This window comes from Curtobacterium sp. MCLR17_054, from assembly GCF_003234335.2.
GTDB lineage: Bacteria > Actinomycetota > Actinomycetes > Actinomycetales > Microbacteriaceae > Curtobacterium > Curtobacterium flaccumfaciens.
Map to the genome: position 1 here is coordinate 829,676 of NZ_CP126263.1, position 16,651 is coordinate 846,326.

The 16,651-nt window shown below is 71.1% G+C and carries 17 protein-coding genes; 8 read left to right on the forward strand and 9 right to left on the reverse strand.

Annotation, left to right across the window (positions count from 1 at the left end):
- The first annotated feature begins 8 nt into the window (after nt 1-8).
- Entirely contained in the window at nt 9-911 is a 903-nt protein-coding gene (locus DEJ08_RS04035) for a M48 family metalloprotease (protein ID WP_111055641.1), read from the forward strand.
- Between the two features lie 4 nt (nt 912-915).
- Here DEJ08_RS04035 and DEJ08_RS04040 read toward each other — a convergent pair whose 3' ends face one another.
- A complete protein-coding gene (locus DEJ08_RS04040) occupies nt 916-2,214 on the reverse strand; it encodes a winged helix-turn-helix domain-containing protein (protein WP_111055642.1) in 1,299 nt (432 codons plus the stop codon).
- A gap of 92 nt (nt 2,215-2,306) precedes the next feature.
- Here DEJ08_RS04040 and DEJ08_RS04045 point away from each other — a divergent pair, with 92 nt between their 5' ends.
- The gene (locus DEJ08_RS04045) at nt 2,307-3,566 is read left to right on the forward strand and encodes an AI-2E family transporter (protein WP_051596497.1); all 1,260 of its coding nucleotides are present in this window, start codon (nt 2,307-2,309) and stop codon (nt 3,564-3,566) included.
- Nucleotides 3,567-3,614: 48 nt separating this feature from the next.
- On the forward strand, nt 3,615-4,874 hold the full coding sequence (gene ilvA, locus DEJ08_RS04050; RefSeq protein WP_071406124.1) for a threonine ammonia-lyase: 1,260 nt from the start codon (nt 3,615-3,617) through the stop codon (nt 4,872-4,874).
- A 132-nt stretch (nt 4,875-5,006) separates the two neighbouring features.
- Here the strand turns inward: ilvA and greA are convergent, their stop codons facing one another.
- Both greA and DEJ08_RS04060 read right to left on the reverse strand, forming a co-directional pair.
- Entirely contained in the window at nt 5,007-5,495 is a 489-nt protein-coding gene (gene greA, locus DEJ08_RS04055; RefSeq protein WP_111055643.1) for a transcription elongation factor GreA, read from the reverse strand.
- A gap of 71 nt (nt 5,496-5,566) precedes the next feature.
- The gene (locus tag DEJ08_RS04060) at nt 5,567-6,058 is read right to left on the reverse strand and encodes a DUF4307 domain-containing protein (protein ID WP_017886738.1); all 492 of its coding nucleotides are present in this window, start codon (nt 6,056-6,058) and stop codon (nt 5,567-5,569) included.
- Between the two features lie 19 nt (nt 6,059-6,077).
- Here DEJ08_RS04060 and mca point away from each other — a divergent pair, with 19 nt between their 5' ends.
- Both mca and DEJ08_RS04070 read left to right on the forward strand, forming a co-directional pair.
- Nucleotides 6,078-6,968, forward strand: coding sequence for a mycothiol conjugate amidase Mca (gene mca / locus DEJ08_RS04065; protein ID WP_027464504.1), 891 nt, complete (start codon nt 6,078-6,080; stop codon nt 6,966-6,968).
- Nucleotides 6,965-7,270 carry a hypothetical protein gene (locus DEJ08_RS04070; RefSeq protein WP_017886736.1) on the forward strand — a complete coding sequence of 102 codons (306 nt, stop codon included), beginning with the start codon at nt 6,965-6,967 and terminating at the stop codon, nt 7,268-7,270. Before mca ends, DEJ08_RS04070 begins: the two co-directional genes overlap by 4 nt.
- Nucleotides 7,271-7,453: 183 nt before the next feature.
- On the opposite strand, the gene trhA is transcribed toward DEJ08_RS04070, so the two are convergent.
- Nucleotides 7,454-8,167 carry a PAQR family membrane homeostasis protein TrhA gene (trhA, locus tag DEJ08_RS04075; protein ID WP_071406128.1) on the reverse strand — a complete coding sequence of 238 codons (714 nt, stop codon included), beginning with the start codon at nt 8,165-8,167 and terminating at the stop codon, nt 7,454-7,456.
- 105 nt (nt 8,168-8,272) lie between these two features.
- Between trhA and DEJ08_RS04080 the strand changes: the two genes are divergently transcribed.
- From DEJ08_RS04080 to phoH2, 3 genes are all read left to right on the forward strand, one after another.
- The gene (locus tag DEJ08_RS04080; protein ID WP_111055648.1) at nt 8,273-9,049 is read left to right on the forward strand and encodes an isoprenyl transferase; all 777 of its coding nucleotides are present in this window, start codon (nt 8,273-8,275) and stop codon (nt 9,047-9,049) included.
- Between the two features lie 123 nt (nt 9,050-9,172).
- The gene (locus DEJ08_RS04085; protein WP_071406125.1) at nt 9,173-10,282 is read left to right on the forward strand and encodes an aminotransferase class V-fold PLP-dependent enzyme; all 1,110 of its coding nucleotides are present in this window, start codon (nt 9,173-9,175) and stop codon (nt 10,280-10,282) included.
- A 335-nt stretch (nt 10,283-10,617) separates the two neighbouring features.
- A complete protein-coding gene (phoH2, locus tag DEJ08_RS04090; RefSeq protein ID WP_181439080.1) occupies nt 10,618-11,979 on the forward strand; it encodes an RNA 5'-3' helicase PhoH2 in 1,362 nt (453 codons plus the stop codon).
- 173 nt (nt 11,980-12,152) lie between these two features.
- Here the strand turns inward: phoH2 and DEJ08_RS04095 are convergent, their stop codons facing one another.
- The 5 genes from DEJ08_RS04095 to xseA all read right to left on the reverse strand — a co-directional run bounded on the left by DEJ08_RS04095 (nt 12,153) and on the right by xseA (nt 16,538).
- Complete coding sequence (locus DEJ08_RS04095; protein WP_111055644.1) at nt 12,153-13,556, reverse strand: class II fumarate hydratase; 1,404 nt, start codon at nt 13,554-13,556, stop codon at nt 12,153-12,155.
- Nucleotides 13,557-13,682: 126 nt separating this feature from the next.
- Nucleotides 13,683-14,297 (reverse strand): carbonic anhydrase, encoded by a 615-nt coding sequence (locus DEJ08_RS04100; RefSeq protein WP_027464510.1) that lies wholly within the window; start codon nt 14,295-14,297, stop codon nt 13,683-13,685.
- 56 nt (nt 14,298-14,353) lie between these two features.
- On the reverse strand, nt 14,354-14,989 hold the full coding sequence (locus tag DEJ08_RS04105; protein WP_110864396.1) for a DUF4245 domain-containing protein: 636 nt from the start codon (nt 14,987-14,989) through the stop codon (nt 14,354-14,356).
- Nucleotides 14,986-15,231, reverse strand: coding sequence for an exodeoxyribonuclease VII small subunit (locus DEJ08_RS04110; RefSeq protein ID WP_017886728.1), 246 nt, complete (start codon nt 15,229-15,231; stop codon nt 14,986-14,988). Before DEJ08_RS04110 ends, DEJ08_RS04105 begins: the two co-directional genes overlap by 4 nt.
- Nucleotides 15,232-15,302: 71 nt before the next feature.
- Nucleotides 15,303-16,538, reverse strand: a complete 1,236-nt coding sequence (gene xseA, locus DEJ08_RS04115) for an exodeoxyribonuclease VII large subunit (protein WP_111055645.1) — start codon at nt 16,536-16,538, stop codon at nt 15,303-15,305.
- Nucleotides 16,539-16,651: the final 113 nt, after the last annotated feature.

A 16,651-nucleotide genomic window follows, 5' to 3' on the forward strand; every position in this document is an offset into this window, starting at 1 on the left:
GATCCGACGTGTACAGCGCCATCGCGCGGAACAAGCGCAACACCGTGGTCATCGTCCTGGTGTTCCTGCTGATCATCGGCGCGCTCGGGTTCCTCGGCGGGTACCTCGCCGGCAACGTCTCGATCGGCTTCATCGTGCTCGTGGTCGCGCTCGCGTACGCGGTGCTGCAGTACTTCCTGGCGGCACGGCAGGCCACCGCGATCGCCGGCGGGGTCGAGGTCGACCGTGCCTCCGAACCACGGCTGTGGCGCACCGTCGAGAACCTCGCCATCGCGACCGGCATGCCGATGCCCCGGGTGTTCGTCATCCCCGATCCCTCGCCGAACGCCTTCGCGACCGGACGTGACCCGGAGCACGCGGTGGTGGCGGCGACGACGGGGCTGCTCGAGCTCATGGACGACCAGGAGCTGCAGGGCGTGATGGCACACGAGCTCGGACACGTCCGGAACTACGACATCCGGGTGTCCACGATGGTCTTCGGTCTCGTCGTGGCCGTCGGCCTCATCGCCGACGTCCTGCTCCGCATCTCGATCTTCAGCGGTCTGTCCGGCGGGCGGAACCGCAACTCGGACAACGGCGGCAGCGCCAACCCGGTGCTGCTCATCGCCGGGATCGTCGCCGTCATCGTGGCCCCGATCGCCGCGGCAGGCGTGCAGGCGGCGGTGTCCCGGCAGCGCGAGTACCTGGCCGACGCGACCGGGGCGATGACGACCCGGCACCCGGAGGGCCTGGCCCGGGCCCTCGAGAAGCTCGGTGCCTACGGCCGACCGATGCAGACCCAGAACTCCTCGATGGCGCACCTGTGGATCGCCGACCCGATGCGCCCCGGTGTGATGGACCGACTGTTCTCGACGCACCCGCCGCTGCCCGACCGCATCGCGCGGCTGCGGGCGAACGCCGACCGGTTCTGACGGGTCAGCCGATGCCGTCGGCGGCCGTGTCGTCGGCCGTCTCGATCGGTTCGGGGGTGTCCGCGTCGTCAGCGGACTCGTGCGGCACCAGGGGCACTCCGAGCGCCCCGGCGACGGCCGCAGCAGCGGTTCCTCGGTCGGTCACCTCGATCGCGCCGAGGCCCTGCCAGCTCGCGGTCCGTCGCAGTGTGTCGGCGAGCCGCTCGGGGTCCAGGTGCTCGCCGGGTTCCTGCCACGCGGTCCGGACGCGGAGCACCCCGCGCTGCCGGTCGCTCTTCAGGTCGATCCGCCCGACGAGCCGGTCGTCCTGCAGCACCGGCAGCACGTAGTAGCCGAACACCCGCTTCGGGGCCGGCGTGTAGATCTCGATACGGTAGTGGAAGCCGTACATCCGCTCGGCCCGTCGCCGGAACCAGACGACCGGGTCGAAGGGGCTCAGCACCGCGTCCGCCGTCAGCTGCCGGGGGACCCGAGCCCCCGCGTGCAGCCAGGCGCGCTCGCCCCAGCCCTCGACCCGCACCGGCAGGAGCTCGCCGGCGTCGGTGAGCTCGGCGATCGCGGTGGCCGTGTCGTCGGAGCGCAGCCGGTAGTAGTCCGCGATGTCCGCTCGGGTGCCGATGCCGAGCGCCCGTGTGGCCTGGCGCACGAGCTCGAGCACGGCGTCGGCACGCGGCGGGGCGGTCTCGAGGAAGCCTGCGGGCAGCACCTGCTCGGGCAGGGCGTACACCCGCTCGAACCCGGCTCGTCCGGCACTCACCGCCTCGCCCCAGCGGAACATCTGCTCGAGCCCGAGCTTCACGTCGCTCCACCCCCACCAGGGGCCGCGTCGCACGTTCGACTCGTGCTCCACCGCGCTCGCCCGCATCGGCCCCTCGGCCCGGAGCAGGGCGTGCAGTTCGCGCCGGACGGCAGCGGTCCGGGTGACGCCGTCGACCCGGGTCGGGCCGGCGTCCCGTTCCCGCAGGGCGTCCATCCGCCACCGGAACAGCCGCAGGTCGTCGCGGGGGATGAACGCCGCCTCGTGCGCCCAGTACTCGGTGTACGGACCCGAGCGTCCGAGCGTCAGCCGGTCGAGCGTCAGCCGGTCGAGCGTCGGCCGGTCGTAGGCCCCGAGCCGGGCGAAGAGCGGCAGGTAGTGGCTGCGTTCGAACACGTTGACGGAATCGATCTGCAGCAGCCCGAGCCGGCCGAACGCGGCGTTCAGCGCGCGCGTCGAGACCGGCTCAGCGGGTGGCCGTCCGAACCCCTGCGCGGCGAGTGCGACCCGGCGGGCCTCGGCGGCGGAGAGCGTCGACCTGGGCATGCCTCGACGCTACCGAACCCCGCCGACATGAGCGTCCACGAACGTATGCCGTATCTGGCACCTGACGGGAAGCACATCGATACACTCGGGCCATGGCATGGGGAAGCAAGCAGACACACCCCGACCCCGTGGTCGAGGAATCCGTCCCGGTCGGCGTGCGCATCGCCGGCGCGTGGTCGTGGCGGGCGCTCGTCGTCGTGGGCGTGATCGCCGTCTTCATCTGGCTCGTCACGGTCTTCAGCGAGATCCTCATCCCGTTCCTGGTCGGCATCGTGGTCTCGGCGCTCCTCGTGCCGATCTCCAACTGGCTGCAGCGGCACCACGTGCCGAAGTGGCTCGCCGTCGTGATGAGCCTGCTCGGCGGCATCGCGGCGCTCGGTGGCCTGATCTGGCTCGTCGTCGACCAGATCATCGCGTCCTACCCGTCCCTGCGTGACCGGACGGTCGACCAGTACGCGAACATCAAGGACTTCGTCCTGAGCTCCGGGTTCGGCATCAGCCAGTCCGACGTCAACGGCTGGCTCGACGACGGCACGAAGTGGCTGCAGGACAACTCCGCGTCGATCCTGTCCGGGGTCGCCAGCGCGGGTTCGGGTGCGACGCACGCCTTCGAGGCGCTCTTCATCATCCTGTTCACCACGATCTTCCTGCTGATCGACGGCAAGAACGTCTGGCGCTGGTCCGTGCGGCTGTTCCCGAAGAAGGCCCGCGCAGCGGTGGACGGCGCCGGTGTCGCCGGCTGGATCACCCTGACGAGCTTCATCCGCGTGCAGATCTTCGTCGCCTTCGTCGACGCGGTCGGCATCGGCCTGGGCTCCTTCATCGTCGGGCTCTTCTTCGGCGGCATGCCGCTGGTGATCCCGATCGCCGCGTTCGTGTTCCTCGGTGCGTTCATCCCGGTCGTCGGTGCCATCGTCACGGGCTTCCTGGCGGTGTTCGTCGCGCTGATCTTCAACGGTCCCCTCGCGGCGGTCCTGGTGCTCGGCGTCGTCCTGCTGGTCCAGCAGATCGAGGGCCACATCCTGCAGCCGCTCGTCATGGGCAACGCGGTCAAGGTCCACCCGCTGGCGGTCGTCCTCGGGGTCACCGCGGCCTCCGGGCTCGCCGGCATCGCCGGAGCGTTCTTCGCCGTGCCGCTGATCGCGACGCTGAACGCCATGGTCACCACCATCGCGAGCGGACGCTGGCGACGGCTCGACTCCGACCACGTCCTCGAAGCGACGCCCAAGCGCGGGCAGCACGGGCAGATCCAGTTGCTCCGACGACGTCGGCACAAGGTCGGGGACGACGTCCCGGCGCCGGGCGTCGACTCGGGTCCCTCGGCCGAAGAAGACACCGCCAGCACCAACTGAGCGTCACACGAGTTCGCCGCGGGGCCCCGGAACGACGATGATGGGGGAGTGACCGACACCAGCGCCTCCCCGCACACGCTCGCCGCGATCCCGACCCTCGCGGACATCGAGGCGGCGCGCGAGACCATCAAGGGCGTCGCACGCGTCACCCCGATGGAGACGTCGCAGTTCCTCGCCGAGCTGCTCGGGTCGCCGGTGCACCTGAAGTGCGAGAACCTGCAGCGCACCGGTGCCTACAAGGTGCGCGGTGCCTACAACCGGCTCTCGACCCTGTCCGCCGAGCAGCGCGCCAAGGGCGTCGTCGCCGCGAGCGCCGGCAACCACGCGCAGGGTGTCGCCCTCGCCGCCCGCGAACTCGGCATCCCCGCGACGATCTTCACGCCGGTCGGGGTCGCCCTGCCCAAGCTGCAGGCCACGCGCCACTACGGCGCCGACGTCGTGCTGCGCGGCCACTCCGTGGAAGAGGCGCTCAGCGCCGCGAAGGACTTCGCCGCCCACACCGGCGCCGTGTTCATCCCGCCGTTCGACCACCCGGCCGTGATCGCCGGGCAGGGCACGCTCGGCCTCGAGATCATCGACCAGGTGCCCGACGTCGACACCGTCGTGGTGCCGATCGGTGGCGGCGGCGTCATCTCCGGCATCGCACTCGCGGTGAAGGGCATGGCCGAGCGGCTCGGACGGCCGATCCGGGTCATCGGCGTGCAGGCGGAGAACGCTGCGGCCTACCCGTCGTCGATCACCGCCGGCGAGCCCGTCACCATCACCACGAAGCCGACCATCTCCGACGGCATCGCGGTGGCGCGCCCCGGCGACCTGAACTTCCCGATCATCCGCGACCTGGTCGACGACATCGTCACCGTCTCGGACGACGACACTGCCCGCGCACTCCTCGTCCTGCTCGAGCGCGCCAAGCTCGTGGTCGAGGCAGCGGGGGCCGTCGGCGTCGCCGCGATCATGTCCGGTGCCGTCCGCGACACCGGCCGCACCGTGGTGCTGCTGAGCGGCGGCAACATCGACCCGCTCATGATGGAACGCGTGATCACCCGCGGGCTCGTCGCGGCCTCGCGCTACATCGGCATCCGCATCATGCTGCCGGACCGCCCGGGTCAGCTCGCCCGCGTCGCTCAGGTCATCTCGGACGCCGGCGCGAACGTGGTCGAGGTGCTGCACACCCGTCACGGGCAGGGTCTGGTCATCAACGAGGTCGCGCTGGACCTGTCGATCGAGGCGCGCGGCCCCGAGCACGCGCAGGAGGTCATCCAGCGCCTGCACGAGGTCGGCTTCCGCCCGGAGCTGCTCGAGCACTAGTCCGCGACGATCCACGAGTCGTTCGACGTGTGGACTGTCGGAAGTGCGGCGCGCGCTCTGGGCGCGACCAGCGGACAGACGGGAGGCCCGTGGCGGTGTCGCCACGGGCCTCCCGTCTGCAGTGGGCCGGGTCTACGGCTCGTAGCGCTCGATCTTGACGACCTCGACGGCGATCTCCTTGCCGTTCGGCGCCGTGTACATGGCCTTGTCGCCGGCCTTGAGGCCGACGATGGCCGCGCCGACGGGGCTGACCGGGCTGTAGACCGTCAGGTCGGAGCCCTCGGCGACGATCTCGCGGCTGCCGACCAGGAAGGTGGACTCGTCGCCGGCGATGACCGCCGTGACGACGGTGCCCGGCTCGACGGTGCCGTCGAACTCCGCTTCGCTGACGGTGGCGTGCTTGAGGAGCTCGGTGAGGACGCGGATGCGGGCCTCGATCTTGCCCTGCTCGTCCTTCGCGGCGTGGTAGCCGCCGTTCTCCTTGAGGTCGCCCTCTTCGCGAGCGGCCTCGATGCGGCGCGCGATCTCGGCACGGCCCTCGCCGCTCAGCTCGTCGAGCTCCGCCTTGAGACGGTCGTGCGCCTCCTGGGTCAGCCAGGTGACCTGCGTGTCGTTGCTCATGTTCTGTCCCTTCGACCATGAAAAAACGAGACCGGCCGAGTGGTCGGTCTCGAGAGGCGAATCAGGACAGTCTAGGGAATCCAGCAGTCGTGGATCAACCCGGTCACGCCCCGCGTCGTCGTGGTGACCTGTGTGGAGATGCTCCGGCTGCGCTGTTCGGACGCCGGCACGGTGATCTCCTTCCAGCCCACGATCGAGTAGCTCTTGTCGAGGACCTGCACGGCGCACTTCGCCTCGACGCCCGGGTCGACGGAGACCTGCGAGTGGACGACGGTGCTGTGCTCGGACAGCACCTCGTACCCGATGACGTCCTGGTCGAGGCCACGGTCGGACTGGTCGAGCCCGGCCCAGATCACCCATGCACCGAAGACCACGACGACCGCGATGGCTGCGACGATCGCGAAGAGGCGGCTGCGGCGCTTGCGGGCCGGGGTGCGGCCGTAGCGCTCGTCGAGGGTGGCGGTCTGGTGCTGTTCGGACAGTTCGGGGCTCCCGGGGTGGATATCCTGATCCCAGGGTAGTTCACGCGATGCTGTGCGCTGCCCGCGTCCGACGCCGCTCACCCGCAGTGAGGAACCCCACGTGCCCTACCGTCTGCTGGCCGTCCACGCCCACCCCGACGACGAGTCGAGCAAGGGTGCCGCGACCGCCGCGAAGTACGTGGCCGACGGGCACCAGGTGCTCGTCGTGTCCTGCACCGGTGGCGAGGCCGGCGACATCCTGAACGACCAGCTCGGCGAGCCGGCCACGAGCCGTGCCCACCGTGACATGGCCGGGTACCGCCGCACCGAGATGGCCGCGGCGCAGCAGGCGCTCGGCATCGACCACGTGTGGCTCGGCTACCACGACTCGGGGCTGCCCGACGCCGAGAAGGGCGAGACGGTCCGGCCGGGCACGTTCTCCACGGTGCCGCTCGAGTACAGCACCGAGGCCCTCGTCCGCGTGATCCGCCGGTTCCGCCCGCACGTGCTCGTCACCTACGACGAGAACGGCGGCTACCCGCACCCCGACCACATCCGCACGCACGAGGTGTCGATGGCCGCGTGGTCCGCCGCCGCCGACCCGTCGGCGTACCCGTCCGCCGGTGCCCCGTGGTCGATCGCGAAGCTCTACTACGAGCGCACGATGAACCCGCGCCGCTTCAGCACGATCTTCGAAGCCCTGCAGGAGCGCGACCCGGACAGCCCCGCGATCGAGCAGCTGCGCGAGTGGGTCGAGCGGTTCGCCGACCGGCCCGACCTCGCCACCACCCACGTCGACGTGCACGAGTACTTCGACCAGCGTGACGCCGCACTCCGCGCGCACGCCAGCCAGGTCGCACCGGACAGTGCCTTCTTCTACTGGCCGAACGACCTCCTCGCGACGGTGTGGCCGACCGAGGACTACCAGCTCGTGGAGGCACGCGTGCCGACCGAGCTCCCGGAGACCGACCTGTTCGCCGGGATCCCAGCCGACAAGGAACCGACCTCGTGAGCACCATCGCGGCGGCACTCGCCGCCACTCCCAGCCCCAGCCCCTCGGTCGTCCCCGACGTCGACGTCACCCCGGGTGTCGTCGGGTTCATCGCGATCGCACTCGTCGCGATCGTGACGATCCTGCTCGTGGTCGACATGACCCGACGCATCCGTCGGACCCGCTACCGCGCCGAGGTGCGTGAGCGGCTCGAGGCCGAGGCGAACGGCACCGCGGGCGACGGCACCGCGACGGACGAGCCGGAGCGGCGGGCGGCCGAGGACGGCCGGGCCGACGTCGGCGACGACACCGAGCGCGGCTGACGCGAGCGGGTAGGGACGGGAGGCCCGTGGCGGCATCGCCACGGGCCTCCAGTCCGCCTTGTGCGTGCGTCTACCGGAACCGGGCGTACCTGGTCGAATCGGGCGTACCTGGTCGCAACTTCCGGGTGAGTACGCCCGGAACCACCAGGCATCGCACGCGTTCTGGGAAGGAACGTGCGACGGTCAGCGCACCGGGTCCAGCGCGACGATGAGCACGCCGACCCACTGCGCACCGAAGGCCACCACGGTCAGGGCGTGGAACACCTCGTGGAACCCGAACTGCGTCGGCACCGGGTTGGGCCGCTTGAAGCCGTAGACCAGGGCGCCGATGATGTAGGCGACGCCGCCGGACAGGATGAGCACGGTCATCGGGACGCTCGCCGCGAAGAACTGCGGCAGCAGCCCGAGGGCAGCGCACCCGAGCACCAGGTAGATCGGGACGTACAGCCAGCGGGGCGCGTTGATCCAGAGCACCCGGAACGCGATGCCGAGCGCAGCACCCGACCACATCACCCAGAGCACGACGACCATGAGCGTGTGCGGCAGGGCGCAGATCGCGACGGGTGTGTAGGTGCCGGCGATGAGCAGCAGGATGTTGGTGTGGTCGATGCGCTTCAGCACGGCCTTCACCTTCGGCCCCCACGGGAACCGGTGGTAGGTCGCGGAGACACCGAACATCGCCAACGACGTCGCCATGAACACGGCACTGCCGACCTTCGCCGCGGTGCTGTCGGCGAGGGTGATCAGGACGATCCCCATCGCGATCGCGAACGGGAACGCACCGAGGTGGATCCAGCCGCGCCAGGCCGGACGGGGTTCGGCGGCGGTCGCGGTCGCCGACGCCTCTTCCGTGAACGGGACGTGGGGGAGTGTTCCGGTCTCGTGCTCGTCCTGCATGGTCCCGACCATAGGGCCTGACCCCGAACGACAGCCACGTGTCCGCAGAGCGGGAGCCTCAGGGACCCGGTGTCGGTGGTGCACTACGCTCGGTGCGTGACCGGGATGGCGGGATGGACAGGGCGAGGGATCCTCTACCGCGCCTACCAGCGCCGGATCCGCCGCCAGCTCGAGGGTGCAGCGAAGCCCAAGCACGTCGCCATGATCGTGGACGGCAACCGCCGCTGGGCGAAGCAGCTCGGGCTCGAGTCCGCCGCACACGGCCACCGCGCCGGCGCCGCGAAGATCCCGGAGTTCCTGACGTGGTGCGACGACCTCGGCATCGAGGTCGTGACGCTGTACCTGCTGTCGGCCGACAACCTGACGGGTCGTGGCGGCGAGGAGCTCGAGGAACTAGTCGGCATCATCGCCGACCTCGCCGGGGTCCTGGCCGACAACCGCGACTGGCGCGTGCAGCACGTCGGGTCGAACGAGGGGCTGCCGGACAACCTGGTGACCGCGCTCGAACAGGCCGAGCAGCGCACCGCCGGCCGCACCGGGCTGCACGTCAACCTGGCCGTCGGGTACGGCGGGCGGCGTGAGATCGCGGACGCCATGCGCAGCATCGTGCAGGCGCACGGCGCGGGTGGCGGCACCATCGACACCCTGGCTGAGGTCCTGACGCCGGAGCTCATCGGCGACCACCTGTACACGCAGGGCCAGCCCGACCCCGACCTGGTGATCCGGACCTCGGGCGAGCAGCGGCTCTCCGACTTCATGCTGTGGCAGAGCGCGCACAGCGAGTTCTACTTCGTCGAGGCGTTCTACCCGGACCTGCGTGAGGTCGACTTCCTCCGAGCGGTCCGCGACTTCGGACTCCGGTCGCGTCGCTTCGGCGGCTGAGCAGCCACCTCCGCAGCCGACTGCCCAGCCACCAGCCAGCAGCCACCTCCCGCACCGGGTTCGTCGGCGGAGCCGCGTCCCAGTAGGCTCTCAGGGTTCAACCCTGTGAAAGGTGCACCACCTGTGAACATCGACGAGTACGCCGCCGGCTTCTCCGAAGACCCCGGTTACCTCGACCACGCTGCGTTCGGCCCCGTGCAGACCGCCGTGCTCGAGGAGCAGCGTGTGCTCGGCACCATCCAGGCACACATGCGCTTCGGCGCGATGGAGACCCTCGACGAGCAGGACGCCCGCGTCCGCACCGTCGCCGCCCGCCTGGTCGGCCGCCGCGAGGACCAGGTCGTCTCGCAGGCCGCGACGACCCCGGGCCTGCTGCACACCGCCTTCGGTCTGACCGGTGGCGTGCTCGTGTCCGCCGACGAGTACCCGTCGCTGCCGCTGGCACTGGCCAGCGCCGCCTCGGCCACCGGCGGACGGGTGCAGCCCGTGGTCATCGAGTCGGGCGCCGGCTGGGTGACGCCCGAGCTGATCCGTGAGCGCCTGTCCGACGAGGTGACCGCCGTCGCGGTGTCCCTGGTCGACTGGCGCACCGGCTACCTGACCGACCTCGCGGCCATCCGCGAGGTCATCGGCGACCGCCTGCTCATCGTCGACGCGATCCAGGGCTTCGGCGTCGTCGACGCCCCGTACGAGGTCGCCGACGTCGTCGCCACCGGCGGGCAGAAGTGGTTGCACGCCGGGTGGGGCACCGGGTTCGTGGCGTTCAGCGACCGCGCCCTGAACCGGATCCGTCCGGCGCTGTCCGGCCCGCACGGCACGTCCGGCTGGCCCACCGAGGTCCCCGCGGTGCGTCCGGGGGCCGCCGGCTTCCAGATGTCCCGCATCGACCCGGTCGCGCAGGCCCGGCTCGCGGTGTCGCTCGAGCGCCTCACCGCCGTCGGCGTCGCCGCCGTGCAGGAGCGGGTCACCGACCGCGTCGAGCGCGTGTTCGCCATCGCCGACGAGTTCGGGCTCGAGGTCGAGTCCAGCCGCGACCCGGCCGAACGCGCCGGCATCGTGGTGCTCCGGCCGACGCAGGGTCGCGTGACGGCCCTGTCCGCCGCGATGCACAACCACGGCGTCACCGCGACCACGCGGCTCGGCGTCGCGCGGGTGTCCGTGTTCCCGTCGACCACCGACGAGACCCTGGACATGTTCCGCGACGCCTGCGTCTCGTACGCCACGATGCAGTAGCAGCGGCGCGTGCCTCCCGTCCGCGTCCCGCGAGCGGTCACGGCACCCCGCTCACGTCCGCCGAGTGGTCACCACCTGTCGGCTGGCGCCGTCGCACCCGACGGTTCATGACCACTCGACGCCACCGCCGCGCGCGGCGTCGCGAGCCGCGCTCGCGTTGTTCACGCGACCGTAACTCCGGAAACCGCGTGTCGCTGTCGGGGTGTCGGGGGCCGGACGTACGTTGTCCCCATCGGGCACCGCGCCCGATCGAAGCGGCCACAGTCGGTGCTTCGGGACCCGTTCCGTGGCCGCGTTCGAGGACAGGACCGGGCCGGTCGCGGCCCGGGGATGGAGTGGTCGTGACCTCTCAGAACGTCTCTCGCGGAGCACAGCAGCAGCACACCGCGGACTCGTCCACATCGGTCGCCCAGCGCACGTACGTGCTCGACACATCGGTGCTGCTCAGCGATCCGCGGGCCTTGTTCCGCTTCGCCGAGCACGCCGTGGTCCTGCCCGTGGTGGTCGTCAGCGAACTCGAGGCGAAGCGCAACGACCCGGAGATCGGGTACTTCGCCCGGCAGGCCCTCCGGCTGCTCGACGAACTGCGCATCGAGCACGAGCGGCTCGACTTCCCGATCGCGATCGGCGACGGCGGCTCGTTCCGCGTCGAACTGAACCACTCCAACCAGTCCGTCCTGCCGTCGGGCCTGCAGCTCGGCGACAACGACTCCCGCATCCTCGCCGTCGCGTCGAACCTCAAGAACGACGGACTCGACGTCGTGGTCGTGTCGAAGGACCTGCCGCTCCGGGTCAAGGCGTCCTCGATCGGCATGGCGGCGGAGGAGTACCGCGCCGAACTCGCGGTCGACTCGGGCTACACCGGCATCGCCGACCTGCAGGTGTCCGGCGAGCAGATGTCCGACCTGTACGAGAAGGAGGACATCCGGTCCTCGAAGCTCGACGGCGTCCCGGTGAACACCGGCGTCGTCATCCACTCCGAACGCGGATCGGCCCTCGGCCGCGTGCACGTCGCCGGTGCCGTCGCCCTGGTGCGCGGCGACCGCGAGGTCTTCGGCCTCCGCGGGCGCTCGGCCGAGCAGCGGCTCGCGATCGACGCGCTGCTCGACTCCGAGATCGGCATCGTCTCGCTCGGCGGCAGCGCCGGAACGGGCAAGTCGGCGCTCGCCCTGTGCGCCGGACTCGAAGCCGTGCTCGAACGGCAGCAGCACAAGAAGATCATGGTGTTCCGGCCGCTGTACGCGGTGGGCGGGCAGGACCTCGGCTTCCTGCCCGGCGACGCCGGCGAGAAGATGAACCCGTGGGCGCAGGCCGTCTACGACACCCTCGGTTCGGTGGTGTCGGACAACGTCCTCGACGAGGTGGTCGAACGCGGCCTGATCGAGGTGCTGCCCCTGACCCACATCCGCGGCCGCTCCCTGCACGACGCCTTCGTGATCGTCGACGAGGCGCAGTCGCTCGAACGGAACGTGCTGCTCACGATGCTCTCCCGCATCGGCCAGAACTCGCGGGTCGTGCTCACCCACGACGTCGCGCAGCGCGACAACCTGCGGGTCGGCCGGCACGACGGGATCGCGTCGGTCATCGAGCGGCTCAAGGGGCACCCGCTGTTCGCGCACGTCACGCTGACGCGGTCCGAGCGCTCCGCGATCGCCGCCCTGGTCACGGACCTGCTGGACTCGCCGGACCTTGTGTAGCGCGGCAGACACTGACGGGTTTTCGCGCTCACCGACAGGTCACGCGCTTCCGGACGCGTGACCTGTCGCTCAGCGCGTGAGGCGGGCAGACCCGCCATCGGACGGACGGGAGGCCCGGTGCCAGCTGGCACCGGGCCTCCCGTCCGTCCTGGGGGTGCGTCAGGAGCGTCGCGTCAGTTCGGGTGGGTCATGCTCAGGACGTCGAGCGCCTCGTCGAGCTGCGCCTCGGTGACCTCGCCGCGCTCGACGTGGCCGAGGGCCACGACGGCTTCGCGCACGGTGATGCCCTCGGCGACGGCGTACTTCGCGACCTTCGCCGCAGCCTCGTAGCCGATGACCCGGTTGAGCGGGGTGACGATCGACGGTGAGGACTCCGCGAAGGCGCGGGCACGCTCGAGGTTCGCCTGCAGCCCGTCGATGGTCTTGTCCGCGAGCACCCGCGAGCTGTTCGCCAGCAGGCGGATCGACTCGAGGAGCGCCGTGCCCATCACCGGGATGGCGACGTTGAGCTCGAACGCACCCGAGGCACCGGCCCAGGCGATGGTGGCGTCGTTGCCGATGACCCGGGCGCCGACCATCAGGGTGGCCTCGGGGATCACCGGGTTCACCTTGCCGGGCATGATCGAGGAGCCGGGCTGCAGGTCGGGGATGTGCAGCTCGCCCAGGCCGGTGTTCGGACCGGAGCCCATCCAGCGCAGGTCGTTGTTGATCTTCGTCAGGCTGACGGCGAGCACCTTGAGCGCACCGGAGGCCTCGACCAGGGCGTCACGCGCGCCCTGCGCCTCGAAGTGGTCGACGGCCTCGGTGATCGGCAGGTCGGTGTCGCTCGCGAGCTGGGCGATGACCCGCTGGGGGAACCCCTTGGGGGTGTTGATGCCGGTGCCGACCGCGGTGCCGCCGAGCGGGACCTCGGCGACGCGGGGGAGCGTCGCCTGCACCCGCTCGATGCCCAGGCGGATCTGGCGGGCGTAGCCGCCGAACTCCTGCCCGAGGGTGACGGGCGTGGCGTCCATCAGGTGCGTCCGGCCGGACTTCACTGCGTCGGCCCAGAGCGTGGCCTTCGCTTCGAGGGACTCGGCGAGGTGTTCGAGGGCGGGCACGAGCGTGCGGAGGAGCGCCTCGGTCACGGCGACGTGCACGGAGGTGGGGAAGACGTCGTTCGACGACTGCGAGGCGTTGACGTGGTCGTTCGGGTGCACCGCCGAGCCCGCGATGTCGGACGCCAGTGTCGCGAGCACCTCGTTCATGTTCATGTTCGACGACGTGCCGCTGCCGGTCTGGTAGACGTCGACCGGGAACTGGTCGTGGTGCTGCCCGCCGATGATCAGGTCGGCGGCGCCGGCGATGGCGTCGGCGACGGCGGGCTCGACGATGCCGAGTTCACCGTTCACGATGGCCGCCGCACGCTTGATCCGGGCGAGCGCCACGATCTGCGCCGACTCGAGCCCGGTGCCCGAGATGGGGAAGTTCTCGACGGCGCGCTGGGTCTGGGCACGGTAGAGCGCCGACTTCGGCACCCGTACCTCGCCCATGGTGTCGTGCTCGATGCGGAACTCGGTCGGGGTGGTGTCGGTCACGTCGTCGTGGTCCTTCCTGGGGTGCTCGCCGGTCGCGGTCGCGCCGGCCCGTGCCTGCGCCCCGGGGTCGCCGGGGCGGTCGTCGTCGGAGTCGCTCTTCGTCTGGCTCGGTCGTCGTCGGGTCGGTCAGACCTGGCCGACGACGGTGTCGATGGTGACTTCTCCGGTGGCGAGGTCGTACGTCGCCCCGACGACGGCCAATCTACCCTCGGCCACGGCGTCGGAGACCGCGCCGGAGCGCTCGATCACCTGGCGGAGAGTGGCTTCGAGGTGTGCGGCGCCGACGGCTTCCTGCGGGAGCTCGGCGTCGGTGAGTCGGACCTTTTCGACGCTCGGGGCGATCGCGTCGACGAGGGCCTGCAGGTGCGGGGCGGGGACGGGCTCGCCGGAGCGCGCTGCTGCGACGGCACCGCACCGGGTGTGCCGGAGCACGACGACCAGGGGCGTGCCCAGGGCGACGACCGCGAACTCGATCGAGCCGAGGACGACGTCGTCGACGATCTGACCGGCGTTGCGGATGGCGAACAGGTCACCGATGCCGGCGTCGAAGACGTGCTCGAACGGCACCCGCGAGTCCGAGCAGCCGAGGACGGTCGCGAACGGCGACTGCGATCCTTCGAGCTCGGTGCGGCGGTCCGGGTCCACGCGGCCCATCCGGCGCTTGTCGGCGGCGAAGCGGGCGTTGCCGTCGACCAGCAGGCGCAGGGCGTCGGACGGGGTGGAGGCGGCGCGGTCGGGCATGGGGCTCCTCGGTTCGGGTGGGACGGGGTGGTGACTGGCGGGGCGGTGCCCGTCGTCTACTCGGTCAGTTCTCGGGAGACGGCGGTCGCGACGGTCCGGAACGCCTTGTCGTCGGCGGTGCCGGAGAGCACGATCGTGTTCTTGCCGAACGTCGAGACGAGCGAGTACGCGTGGTTGCCGGCATCGGTGCCCTCGGCGCGGCGGTCGTAGACGGTCCACTCCGTGTCGCCGATGGTGCGGTCACCGGTGGACGGGCGCTGGTCGAGCTGGTTCGACACCCACGAGGCGTTGGCGTCGATGCCCTGCTGCAGACCGAGGTACTGCTTGTCCGGCGTCACGAAGCCGACGGTCCAGACGTCCACGCCGTCGGTGGTCTTGCTGGCGAAGTCTGCGCGGTTGGCGCTGTAGCCGTCGGGCAGCGGCGGCGCCACCAGGGTGACGTCGTCGACGTTCGCCTTCGCCGCGATCTGCTGGTAGTCGACGGTGCGGTCCACCGTGGTGTCGGGCCGGACGACGACCGCCACCAGGAACAGCACGATGCCGAGCGAGGCGATGAGCGCGATGACCAGGTTGAACGCGGTCTGGTGCTGCCGGCGGGCGGTCCGGGCGGCGTCCTTGCGGGCCCACGTCTCCTCTGCCGTCTCGGGGCGACCGAGCTCGGCGACGATCGGGCGGCCGTCGGCGTCGGTCATCGGCCGGAGCCGTCCTGGGCGTCGCTGGCGGCACGGGCCGCGTCGAGCCGTGCGCGGGCGCCGACGAGCCACTCTTCGCACCGGGCGGCGAGGGCTTCGCCCCGCTCCCAGAGCGCCAGCGAACGCTCGAGGGTCGCGGAGCCCTGTTCGAGCTCGCTCACGACGCGCACGAGTTCGTCGCGGGCCGCTTCGTAGCTCAGCGACTGGACGTCGGTCTGCTCGGGTTCCTGCTGGGATGGCACGGGTCGATCCTACCGAGCGTCCACCGACGATCCGTCGCCCGGTCCCAGGCTGTGGAGAACACCCGTGGTGGTCAGGAGCCGTCCGGGCCGGGGCCGTCCGGTTCGAGCGTGCCCGTGGCCGTGCCGGCACCGAGCGTGACGTGCACCGGCGTCGCTCCGGACAGGTCGTCGGTGCCGCGGACCACACCGCCGTCGGCGCGCTGCACGATGGCGTACCCGCGGCGCAGGGTGTCGCGCGGCGAGAGTGCCCGGAGCCGGGCGGTCAGGTGCCCGACCTCGGAGTGCCCGCGCTCCAGCCGGCGGTCGAGCAGTTCGCGGGCGCGGGACAGGTCGCGGGCGACCTCTTCCGCACGGGTGTCGACGAGCCACGCGGTCGACGCCAGGGCCGGGCGCGACCGCAGCGCGGCGAGCCGGTCGGCCTCGACCGACAGCGTGTGCGAGAGCCGGAGCCCGAGTCGGGCGCGGGCCGCCCGGACGTTGGCGAGCTCCTCGGCGACGTCGGGCACGACCCGCTTGGCGGCGTCCGTCGGGGTCGAGGCACGGAGGTCGGCGACCTCGTCGAGGATCGGGCGGTCGGCCTCGTGGCCGATCGCCGAGACGATCGGGGTCGACGCCGCGGCCGCTGCACGGACGAGTCCTTCGTCGCTGAAGCCGAGCAGGTTCTGGAAGTCGCCGCCGCCGCGCGCGATGATGATGACGTCGACCTCGGGGTCGGCGTCGAGCTCGAGGATCGCCGCCGTGACCTCTCCGACGGTCCGTTCGCCCTGCACGGCGGTGTGCACGGTGCGGAACTCAACCTGGGGCCACCGCAGCTGTGCGTTCCGCTTGACGTCCTTCTCGGCGTCGGAGTCCTTGCCGGTGATGAGGCCGATGCGGTGCGGCAGGAACGGCAGACGCTGTTTCCGGGACGGGTCGAACAGCCCTTCCTCGGCGAGGGTGCGACGGAGGCGCTCGAGGCGTTCGAGCAGGTCACCGAGCCCGACGTGCTTCATCTCGACGACCTGCATGGTCAGCGAGCCGCCCTTGACCCAGTAGTTCGGCTTGAGGGCGGCGACGACCCGGTCGCCCTGCTTGATGTCCGCCGGCACCCGGGAGCGCACGCTCGACCAGATGGAGAACGACACGGTGGCGTCGACCTCGACGTCCTTGAGCTTGCCGTACACGTTGCCGCCGGCGACGTTCCACTGCGTGATCTCGCCCTCGACCCACGCGGTGCCGAGTCGGTCGATCCAGTCGCGGAGCTTCGCGCCGAGGAGCGCCACCGGCCACGGGTTGTCGGCCGTCGGCGGGCCCTGTTCGATAGCCATGTCGCTCCTCGTCCTGCTGGGACGTCCATCGTGCCCGAGACCGGTGACAGGCGACGGACGTCGTGTTCTCCACAGGCACCCCGCGCGCCCAGGTCGCGTGCGTGCCGCTCACC